A 10,992-nucleotide genomic window follows, 5' to 3' on the forward strand; every position below is an offset into this window, starting at 1 on the left:
ACATCTCCTCCTACTGGGTCAGCGGCGCGCCGCCGCCACGACGTCGGTCATCCCGGCCCACTCCCGCCAGATGTCGGTCATGCATTCCCAACGCACCGACGCGTGGTCGACGTGGGAAAGGCGGAAGAAGATCGCGTAGCGGATGTTCGGGGACGCGTTTCCGGCGATTCCGTGTCCCAACTGGTAATGCACCAGTGCGGCGTCACCGGCCCGCGCCGTCACCTGTTCCGGGGCGCCCAACTTCACGTCGGGCATGCCGTTCAGCAACGATTCCGGACCATGTTCGCGGAAGTATTCCTCGTACTGCCGATGACTGCCCGGCCAGACCGAGAAGTTTCCGGCATAGGACGTCGTCACGTCGCTGAGGAACACCCCGACAAGCGCGGTGAAGTTGCGGATCTCCCCCGCCGGTACGCCGTTGTGCGGGCTGTACATCCCGTCGATGTGGGCGTGTGGCTCACGCGGCGGATCGGTCGAGGGGAAGCGCAGCGCGATCTGCCCGCTCGACACGGGGGCGATCGCGCCCTCGCCGATCGCCGACTCCGCGACCTCCCACAGCGGCGAGGCGTGCAGCAGGTCGGTGATCGCCGAGGATCGCTGCACGGGCGGACAGTACGACTGGGACCGGAACGTCACCAACTTGTCCGGGTCGATCCCCTCCGATCCGAGCGAACCGTTGATCGCACGCAAGGCGGCATTGACAAGCTCGGGCGGGACTATTCCGGGCAGCTTGAGGATGCCGTCGTCGTAGAGGGTCTGCTTCTGGGCCGTGGTCAACCGCATATGTCGATCACCTTCGGGTTGGTCGCGCGTGCTGGATCATCGCTTGCGTTTCGTGAGGCTCGGTGGACAAGGCACCGGTCAGGCGGCGGTCCTTGGTCCGGTCGAGTTCCGACGTACGAGGTGGACCCCGATCCGGGTGTCGCGCACGCCCATGCGGGGCAGGCGGAGCCGCTCGACGAGGTTCCAGACGGCCTGCATGCCCAGGAGTTCCTTGTCGACGGCGATGGTCGTGAGTCCCGGCACGCTGTGCGCCGCCATCGCGATGTCGTCGTACCCGATCACGGAGAAGTCACGGGGTACGGCGACACCGCGGTCACGCAGCAGGTCGATCGCGCCGAGCGCGGTGTTGTCGTTGCCGCAGAAGACCGCGGTGGGTGGCACCGGCAGGTCGAGCAGGGCGGCCATCGCCTCCCGGCCGCTCTCCGCCGTCAGGCGACCGGCCCGGACGTACCGTGGATCCACGTTGAGGCCGGCTTCGGAAAGCGCATGCCGATACCCTTTCAACCTGGTCATCACGGAGTACGACGTGGCCGGGCCGGTGATGATCGCCGGCGGTGGGTCGCGGTGACCGAGGTCGATCAGATGCCGGGTGGCGAGGTAGCCGCCCTGATGGTCGTCGGCTCGCACACAGTCGACCGGAAGTTCCTCGGCCCGGTGATCGATCACGACGCACGGCGTGCCGGCCGACAACAGCATCGCGATGTAGTCGGGATCGATGGGTCCGGCCAGCAACAGGCCCTGCGCCTGTCGGCGCTGGACGACCAGCGGTGTGTGGTTGGCGTTCAACTCCCGGTCGTGCAGTGTCTCGACGACGAGCGACAGGCCGAGTTCGGCGATCGCGGACTGCGCACCGTAGAGAACAGGACCGTAGAAGGGATTCGCCGGACCCACGTAATGCTCCGCACGGGCCAGCAACCCGATCGTCGTAATTCCGTTGGCCAGCGCCTGGAACGGACGACGCCTGGGGTGATATCCGATTTCGGCGGCGGCGGCGAGGACCGCGTCCCGCGCCTGATCGGACACGGACGGATTGCTCGTGAAGACACCGGACGCGGTGCCGATCGAAACACCGGCGCGCACGGCCACCTCTCGAAGTGTCGCCCTCCGACGTGCCCCCATCCGCATACTCCCAGCGTTTCAATGAACGTTCAGGGACCTTGCTTGCGTGGAGATTACGTGTGGGCTTCCACGGCTTCAAAGCGCCTGTCCCATCGTGGACAGCAAAGGCCGAAAAGGGGCCAACCACCGTTTCGAAAATGAACAAAGCGCTGAATGTTCAGCGGCGTTCAGGTCAGCGGAGGGGATGGTCGACCGCCCGGTCGGCCCGCACAATGGGGCGATGCGGACATGTTTCGGGCGCCTCGCCCCTCGACCTGGACCACCGCACCCTTTCCGGCCGACCTCCGCGCACGCCGTCGACGGCGAGCCGACATGAGCGCCTACACAGGGCCCGTGATCGACGCTCACCACCACCTCTGGGACCTCTCCCTGCGCGGACAGCCCTGGCTGGTGGACGAACCGATGATCCCCTTCCGGTACGGCGACTACTCCGCCATCCGCCGCGACTACCTGCCCGCCGACTTTCGTTCCGACACCGCGACGGCACCCGGCCTCCGCGTGATCGGCAGCGTCTTCGTCGAGACCGAGTGGCGGCGCGAGGACTCCCTCGGGGAGATGGCCTGGATCCACGAGGTCGCCGAGCGAACCGGAGTCCCCAGTGTGGTGACCGGACACGCCGTGCTGGACTCCCCCGGGATCGCCGAGCACCTGGCGGCGATCGCCGCGTTCCCGCTCGCGCGCGGCATCCGGCACAAGCCCGGCGGGGCGGCGGTCCCGGAGCGGGCCGCGGCCGAGCCGACCCTGCTGAGCGACGCGCGCTGGCGGGAGGGCTTCGCCCGGTTGGCTCCGCTCGGGCTCCACCTCGAACTCCAGGTGCCGTGGTGGCACCTGCACGAGGCGGCCGACCTCGCGGGCGCCTTCGAGGCGACCCGGATCATCGTCAACCACACCGGGCTCCCCGCCGACCGTTCGCCGGAGGGCCTGGCCGGGTGGCGCCGAGCGCTTCGGGTGGTCGCCGAACGCCCGAACGTCCACCTCAAGGTCTCCGGGATCGACTTACCCGGCGTGCCGTGGACCGCCGACCTCCAGCGCGAGGTCGTCCTCGACGCGCTCGACATCTTCGGCACCGCCCGCTGCATGGTGGCGAGCAACTTCCCGGTCGACTCCCTGTGGGCGACCTACGCCGGGATCTTCGCGGGCTTGCGGGAGATCACCGCCGACCTGTCGGCGGATGAGCAGCGGGCGTTCTTCTTCGACAACGCGCGGGCGTTCTACCGCATCGACGAGGACCGACTGTGGGACCGGCCGCCGGACTAGAGGCGGGAGAGCCGTCGCTCATGCCGGCGGCTCCTGCGGCCCGGGGCCGTCCGGCCCGTCGGACTCCTCGGGCACCGCGGTGATGAGCGCTTCCAGCCCTTCGGCGTCGAGTAGGTCGACGGGCCGGATCGTGACGTTCTGGCGGACGTAGTGGAACGCCGCGTGAACACGGTCGAGCGGCAGCCCGGACAGTCGGGCCCAGGCAAGCCGGTAGGCCGCCAACTGCACCGCGCGGGTGGCCTCCTCCTCCGGATCGCGCGGGGGCCGTCCGGTCTTCCAGTCGACCACCTCGATCGCACTCACCCGGGTCCCGCCGACGATACCCATCGGCGGCTCGGACGGATCACCCGTCGACGCGACGCCCGGCTCCCCGCCGGGTGAAGCGGGGAAGACGGCATCCGCCCGGCCGCGGACGACGACCCCGGCGACGAGCAGTTCGAAGGACACCTCGACCTCGACCGGTTGGCGATCGGCCCACTCCGACGCGAGGAACGCCTCCTGTAGGGCGGCCAGGTCGTCGTCGGGGGCGGCCTGCGCGTCGGCCGAACCGGGCAGCTCGTCGATGTCGAGCAGCTGCGGCCGGCCGTACCTCGACTCCAGCCACGCGTGGAACGCCGTACCCCGGCGCGCGAGCGGGTTGGGCGGACGGGGCACCGGCCGTCGGATCGCCCGGGCGAGCGCGTCGGGCTCCCGGCGGAGTTGGACGAGCTGGCTCACCGAGAGCCGGTCGGGAAGGGCGACGACCACGTCGTGCCGGCTGGTACGCCGGGCCCGCTCGGCGAGCAGCAGGTCGACGTCGCGTTGCCAGTAGGCCGCGGCCTCCAGGACCGCAGGTGCGGGCGATTGTTCTGCCGCCAGGGCGGCCTTGGCGTACTCGACCAGCGCCGCTCCGGCCTCCAGCTCCGTGCGACGCTCCGGCGTCAGCGGGTCGTAGGGCCAGGCGTGGCGGGGAGGTTCGGCGGTGAGCGGGTTGCCACCGGCGACGTCGACCTCGCCGTGCCAGATACCGACCCGTCCGGCACCGCCGCGGCAGGCGTCAGCGATCTCGAGGAGATACTCGCCCGGCTCACGCGGGCGCTGCGTCTCGTCCCAGCGGTATCCCGAGCAGACCAAAAGCTGCCGCGCCCTGGTGGTCGCGACGTAGGCGAGCCGGCGCTCCTCGATCCGCGCCCGGTCGCCGCACTCCTCGACGAACCGGTCGAACGCCTCCTTCACCTCCTTCTGGTCGGCCGCGCCGGCGAAGTCGAGCACGGGCAGCGCCTCGCGGTCACCTCGCAGCGGGAACGGCAGCGCGCCCAGGTCGGTCAGCCAGGCCCGGTCCTTCTGCCCGGCCGCCGGGAAGATGTTCTCGACCAGTCCGGGTACGAACACGACGTCCCACTCCAGGCCCTTCGCGCCGTGCACGGTGAGCACCTGCACGCGTTCTTCGGCGACCTCCACCTGGCCGGGTTCGAGACCGCGCTCCTCGGCGTCGGCGGCGTCGAGATAGGACAGGAACGCCGACAGCGAGACGCCTTCGCCGCTCTCGGCGAAGGCGACCGCGACGTCGAGGAACGCGTCGATGTCCGCCCGGCTCACGGCGATGTCACCGGTGCGGGCGGCGATCTCGACGTCCAGCCCGAGGGTGCGAACGACGTCGGCGACCAGGTCGACCAGGGGTTGCGCGGCGCGCCGCCGCAACGCGCGCAACTCCTGCGCCACCAGCGTGAGCCGGCGACGGCCCTCCGCGGAGAAGAAGTCCGCGACCGGTGCGGCCTCCACCGCGTCCAGGGCGTCGATGATGCTCGCGTCGTCGACCTCGTCGGGTTCGGGTTCTCCGCCCTCCGGGTCACCCGGATGCCGCTCGGCGGGCGCGGTTACGTCGGGTGCGGCCGGTGCCCGCCCGGCGTCGTTCCGTTCGTCCGGCCCTGACCCGCCGTCGGGCCGCGGGGCACGAGTGGCCGCGAGACGTCGCGCCCACCGACCCAGCGCGTCCAGGTCGCGCGGCCCGATCCGCCAGCGCGCACCGGTCAGCAACCGCATCAGGGCGTCGCCGCGTCCGGGGTCGGCGAGCACCCGCAGGGTGGCCACCACATCGGAGACCGCCGGTGTCGCGAGCAACCCACCGACGCCCACCACCTCCACCGGAAGCCCGGCGGTGCGCAGGCTGTGCGCGAGCCGGTCGATCTGGCTGCGGCGACGGACGAGGACCGCGACCGTCCGGCCCGGCTTGCCCCGGGCGCGGTTCGCCGCGTCGGCGTCCCAGACGGCACGGGCCCGGGCCGCGACGTCGGCCGCCTCGTCCTCCACGGTGTGGTGCAGCGCCACGACCACCTTCCCGCGTGCGTTGGAGGGGTGCGCGGCAAGCTCGCGCACGTCAAGACCACCTTGACGAAGGGGTGCGGCGAGGACGTTGGCGACCTCGAGGATGGACGCGCCGTTGCGGAAGCTCATGGTGAGCGAGCGGGTGGGAGCGAGCTTTCCCGACGCGGTGCGGAAGTGTGATCCGAACGCCGTCAAAGTCGCCGCGCTGGCCCCGCGCCAGCCGTAGATGGACTGGCACGGGTCACCGACCGCGGTCACCGGATGGCCGGTCCGCCCACCGAAGAGTCCTCGCAGCATCGCGAGCTGTGCGTGGCTCGTGTCCTGGTACTCGTCGAGCAGCACCACGGGATAGCGCTCCCGCTCCCGCTGGCCGACCTCCGGGAAGCGTTCGGCCAACTCCGCCGCGAGCGCGGCCTGGTCGGCGAAGTCGACCGCCTCCCGGCGCCGCTTCTCCGCCGCGAACGCGCGCACCAACGGCAGCAGTTGGAGCCTGGCCTGCTGGCGGGCCAGTGCCTCCCGTACGTCGCTGTACATCGGCTTCTTCGTCCGAGCGACCGGTGGCTTGGTGCTCACCTCGGCCACCAGCCTCGCGGTGTGGTCGGCCACCTGCTCCGCCGACACGAGGTGGCCGCTCATCTCCCCGTGCAGTGCCAGGATGGCGTTGACCACCGTCGAGAACGCCGACTCGACCGCGTCCATCGGCCCGTCGTAGGTCTCCGCGACCCGGGTGGCGTACTGCCAGGCCGTCGCGGGCGTCACCAGCCGGGCGCCAGGCTCCCGGCCGAGGCGCAACGCGTGCTCGGAGACGATCCGCTGCGCGTAGGCGTCGTAGGTCGCCACGCTCACCTCCCCCGGTGGCGCGTCGCCATCGGACTCCAGGCTCACGTGACCGCGGGCGCGCAACTGGCTGAGACGGTGCCGGATGCGGGCCGAGAGCTCCCGCGCCGCCTTGCGGGTGAAGGTCAGGCCGAGCACCTGCTCGGGCGCGACCATGCCGTTGGCGACCAGCCAGACGACGCGGGCCGCCATCGTCTCGGTCTTGCCCGAGCCCGCGCCGGCGACGATCACGCCGGGTTCGAGCGGCGCCTCGATCACCTCGGCCTGTTCGTCGGTGGGCGGATGCAGTCGGAGCAGCCGGGCGAGCTCGACCGCGGTGTAGCGGACACCGTCCGCGCGGACGAGCGGCAGTGCCAGCTGGGTGCTCGGGTCGATCATGGCGTCACCTGGCCACCTTCGCTGTGGATCGGGCAGGACCGGCGTACGACACAGACACCGCACCAGCGGTTCTCGGTCGCGTCGAACGTCGACGCGGCCATGCCCTCCGCCGTCTCGCCGACCAGTCGCTCGGCCCAGGCGGGGTCGTCGCTGGCCGACAGGGGCGGCTGGGCCTGCTCGGACACCTTCGTGCCGCTGCCGAGCTGGACGAGAACGGCGCCGCCGGAGCGGGCTTCCTCATCGGGCTTGGACTCCTCGGCTCCCGCCTCGTTCCCAGCCGCGTCGTTCCCGGCATCCGCCCTGGCCGCGGCCGCCGCGAAGCCGTCCCGCTCCACCGCCAGCTGGTAGGCACCGAGCTGTGGGTGTTCGGGCAGGTCGGCGGCGGGTGGCTTGCTCTTCCCCGTCTTGAGGTCGACCACGACCAGCCGACCTTCGGTGTCGCGCTCGAGTCGGTCGACCCGCCCGGTCAACAACGCGCGGCCGATCTCGACCTCGAACGCCTCCTCGGCCGCGACCAGGTCGCGTGGGTTGCCCCGGAGCCAGCCCGAGAGGCGTTCCACCAGGACACGTGCCTGTTCGTGCTGGCGCGCGGCGTACCACCCCGTGCCGGTGTCCAGGCGGGCCCAGCGCTGCTCGAACGCGGGCATCATGTCCTCGGCGTCCACCGCGCCCACGGCCGCGTCGAACGCGAGGCCGTGGACGAGGGTGCCGACGCCCTGACTCAGCGCGTCGCCCGCGGTGCCGCCGCAACTCTCCAGCAGCCAGCGCAACGCGCACCGGGCAAAGGCCTCCACCTTGCTCGGCGAGACCCGCACCCGTTCGTCCGCTCCGCGCAGCGGCTGGTCGTCGGTGAGCAGCGGGACGGCGTACCACTCCGAGGGATCGGCCCCCCGGATGCCGGCCGCGGCCAGCCGGGCCAGCTGGTGCGCGGCGGCCAGCCGGCGCGGGTCGTCGGGAACCGTCGCCGGCGCGCAGACCACCGACCGCAGCTCCGCCACCACCGCCGCCAGCTCGAGACCGCGCGGCACCCGGGTGAGCGGGCGTTCCTCACCCGGACCGGCCCAGGGCGCCAGCTCGTCGACGAAACGGGACGGGTGCGCCTCCTCGCTGGAGACGGCCGTGACGAGGAGGCGGCGGCGGGCCCTGGTGACGGCGACGTAGAAGAGCCGACGCTCCTCCGCGAGCAGGTGGCTGACCGTCGCCACCGGAGCCGGATCGCGTCCGGCGACCAGGTCGACCACCGACTCCGAGCCGAGCAGCGAACCGCGCAACCGCAGGTCGGGCCACACGCCTTCCTGGACGCCGACGACCGCCACGACGTCCCACTCCAGGCCCTTTGACGCGTGTGCGGTGAGGACCGCGACGGTCTCGCCCTCCGGCGCCCGGGGCGCGAGGGTGTCGGCCGGGATCTCCTGACCGAGCAGGTGGTCGAGGAACACCTCCGGCCCCGCCGCGGGCAAGCGGTCGACGAAGCGGGCGACGGCGTCGAAGAGCGCCGTCACGGCGTCCAGGTCGCGGTCGGCGGCCGGCGCTCCCGCCCCACCGGAGGCGGCCCGGCGGGCCCAGCGCTCGGAGACCCGGCTGGCCTGCCAGACCGCCCACAGCACGGTCTCGGCGGTGGCGCCGGTCGCCTCCACCGCCTCCCGGGCGGTCGCGAGGAGGTGCGCGATCCGCTGCGCCGGCGCGGTCGCCACCGGGTCGAGTGCCACCAGGGCGTTCGGGTCGTCCAGCGCCTCCACCAGCAGGGCCGAGGACGACCGGCCGCCCCCGGTGGCGAGCTCGTGCCGCCGTAACTCCTGCCGCAGCCGCCGGAGCGCGAGCGCGTCGGCGCCGCCGTAGGGGCTCGCGAGCAGGTCGAGCACGGTGGCCGGGTCGAGCTCGGCCCGGACGGTGGCGAGTTCGAGCAGCGTGAGGAGCGGGCGGACGGCGGGTTGGTCGACCAGCGGCATCTCCTCCAGCCGCACCGTGGCGGGTACGCCGGCGACGGCGAGCGCGCGCCGGAGCAGCGGGATGGAGGACGCCGCCCGGACCAGCACGGCCATCCGCGACCACGCGACCCCGTCGACCAGGTGCGCCTCCCGCAGCCGCTGGGCGACGAACGCCGCCTCCTGGTTGTGGGAGTGCAGGAGATGGGCCTCCATCTCACCGGGCGGCGCGTCGGGTTCGGGAACGAGGCGGCGGTGGGCGGGTGGGCCACCGAGGCGCATGGTGACCCGCCGCGATGCGGCCAGCAGGGTCGCGCCGGCCCGGCGGCTCCTGGTCAGGGCGACGGTCTCGGCCTCGTCACCGTCGGCGCGGCGGAAGCGTTCGGTGAACCGGCGGATTCCCTCGCTCTCCGCACCTCGGAACGCGTAGATGGACTGGTCGGGATCACCGACGACGACCAGCTCGCGCCCGTCGCCGGCGAGGAGCCGCAACAGCTCCTCCTGAGCCGGGTCGGTGTCCTGGTATTCGTCGACGAACACCACCGCGCGGGCCGCCCGCTCCCGGTCGAGCAGCTCGGGGTCGGAGCGCAGCAGGTCGACCGCCGCGCGGACGAGCTCGGCCGGGTCGTAGGCGGGCGCCTCGGGGCGCAACGCCGTGATCGCGGCGTACTGTCGGGCGAACCGCGCCGCGGCCGACCAGTCGTCGCGTTTCTCGCGGCGTCCCAACGCACCCAGCGCCTTGGAGTCAAGTCCGCGCTCGGCGGCCCGCAGCAACAGGTCACGCAACTCCTGGGCGAAGCCGCGGGTGAGCAGTGCCGGTCGCAGCCGTCCCGGCCACCCCTTCGCCTCGAACTCCTCGACGTCACCGCGCAGCAGGTCGCGGATCACCAGGTCCTGCTCGGGTCCGGACAGCAGGCGGGGCATCGGCAGGTCGTGCAGGATCGCGTCGCCGCGTAGCAGGCCGAACGCGTAGGAGTGGAAGGTGCGCGCGAGGGGCTCACGGATCGTACGGTCGAGCCGGGCCGCGATCCGGTCACGCAGCTCGGCCGCGGCGCGTCGCCCGAACGTGAGCAGGAGGACCTGCTCGGGGGCGAGCCCGTCGCGTTCGATCCGGTCGACCGCCGACTCGACCAGGGTGGTCGTCTTGCCGGTGCCCGGACCGGCCAGCACGAGCAGCGGGCCGCCGCGGTGGGCCACCACCCGCCGCTGTGCCTCGTCGAGGTCCGGCCCGACCACATGCGTGGTCGGGCTGGTCCGTGGCCGCCGGACCAGGCGGTAGGCCGGGCCGGTGTAGGACGAGGCGGAAGAAACGGGCACGACCAGCATTCCACCAGATCCTGCCGACAAAGCAGGTTCCGAGGTCTTCGGCATGTCGGATCAGGTCGACCGCTCCCCTGAGCATCCGTACGACCCTTCGTACGGCCCGGACCGGCTCAGCGGATGCGGCCGCCCGCGGTGACCAGCCACTCGCCCGTCTCCCAGTCCGACGGGCCGTCGTCGACGCGGTAGCACAGGTCGAACCGGATGGTCAGTCCCGGCCAGGGGTGGACGATCGGGACGACGCGGAAGATCTCCGCGAGGTCGGGGAACGTGAGCCCCTCGGGTTCGGGAAACAGCGACTCCAGCTCCGCGCGGGTCAGGTCGGTCCAGAGCGCGAACTGCCACTGCGGCTGCCTCAGCCACTGGTCGTGGACCAGCTCGAACCGGGGCTCGCGGCCGACGACGAACTCGCGGATGTCGTCGGCGAGCTCCTCCTCCGTCGACGGGAGGACGAACGGCCACTCCTCGCCGGTGGGATAGCTGTACATCGTGGACGTCGAGGCGAGTCCACCCACCAGGTCCTGCCACCCCTTCGCCGAGGTGCGGCAGGAGGGCAGGTTCACGCCCGTGTGGTCGACCCGCTGGACGTGCCCGGCCAGGCGGCGGACCAGGTCCGCCAGCTCGACGCTGGCCGGCAGGGTCGGCGAATCGAGCGGGCCGGTACTCCCGCCCACACCGATGGACTGGCCGGTGTCGAACGCGACCTGCGGCGCGGCCACGTCGGCCAGCCGAAAATTCGTCACCGGCAGGGCGTCGACAGGCCGCGGCGGCGTGAGGGTCAGGCGGTCACCCACGCCCCCGTCCGTGCCCGCGCTTCCGGCGAGGTCGGCGTATGCCACCTCGGCGAGCAGCAGGCGCAGCTGGGCGAGGAAACCGCGCGACTCCGGCGTCTTCGGCAACAGGAAGCTGATCTCGCGGAGACGGTCCATGCGCCCGACCGTAGCGAAATCCAGGTGGATCCCGGGACGGCGGCCGTTCCGCCGACCACCTGCACAGCAACCGGACAGCGACCGGACAGCAACGGCACAGCAGTGCGCGGCCCCGGCGGTCATGTCACCCGCCGGGGCCG

The 10,992-nt window shown here is 72.2% G+C and carries 6 protein-coding genes; 1 reads left to right on the forward strand and 5 read right to left on the reverse strand.

What is annotated here, in order from left to right:
* Window positions 1–18: 18 nt before the first annotated feature.
* Together HEB94_RS41475 and HEB94_RS41480 are read right to left on the reverse strand one after the other, a co-directional pair.
* A complete protein-coding gene (locus HEB94_RS41475; RefSeq protein ID WP_192754907.1) occupies window positions 19–783 on the reverse strand; it encodes a phytanoyl-CoA dioxygenase family protein in 765 nt (254 codons plus the stop codon).
* A 78-nt stretch (window positions 784–861) separates the two neighbouring features.
* Window positions 862–1,908, reverse strand: coding sequence for a LacI family DNA-binding transcriptional regulator (locus tag HEB94_RS41480; RefSeq protein ID WP_337918306.1), 1,047 nt, complete (start codon window positions 1,906–1,908; stop codon window positions 862–864).
* A 306-nt stretch (window positions 1,909–2,214) separates the two neighbouring features.
* Here HEB94_RS41480 and HEB94_RS41485 point away from each other — a divergent pair, with 306 nt between their 5' ends.
* Window positions 2,215–3,159 carry an amidohydrolase family protein gene (locus HEB94_RS41485; RefSeq protein WP_192754908.1) on the forward strand — a complete coding sequence of 315 codons (945 nt, stop codon included), beginning with the start codon at window positions 2,215–2,217 and terminating at the stop codon, window positions 3,157–3,159.
* 18 nt (window positions 3,160–3,177) lie between these two features.
* Here the strand turns inward: HEB94_RS41485 and HEB94_RS41490 are convergent, their stop codons facing one another.
* From HEB94_RS41490 to HEB94_RS41500, 3 genes are all read right to left on the reverse strand, one after another.
* Window positions 3,178–6,678 (reverse strand): ATP-dependent DNA helicase, encoded by a 3,501-nt coding sequence (locus HEB94_RS41490; protein WP_192754909.1) that lies wholly within the window; start codon window positions 6,676–6,678, stop codon window positions 3,178–3,180.
* The gene (locus HEB94_RS41495) at window positions 6,675–9,920 is read right to left on the reverse strand and encodes a UvrD-helicase domain-containing protein (RefSeq protein ID WP_202896820.1); all 3,246 of its coding nucleotides are present in this window, start codon (window positions 9,918–9,920) and stop codon (window positions 6,675–6,677) included. Before HEB94_RS41495 ends, HEB94_RS41490 begins: the two co-directional genes overlap by 4 nt.
* A 116-nt stretch (window positions 9,921–10,036) precedes the next feature.
* On the reverse strand, window positions 10,037–10,852 hold the full coding sequence (locus HEB94_RS41500) for a hypothetical protein (RefSeq protein WP_192754911.1): 816 nt from the start codon (window positions 10,850–10,852) through the stop codon (window positions 10,037–10,039).
* Between the last annotated feature and the right edge of the window lie 140 nt (window positions 10,853–10,992).

This window comes from Actinopolymorpha pittospori, assembly GCF_014873875.1.
Taxonomy (GTDB): domain Bacteria; phylum Actinomycetota; class Actinomycetes; order Propionibacteriales; family Actinopolymorphaceae; genus Actinopolymorpha; species Actinopolymorpha pittospori.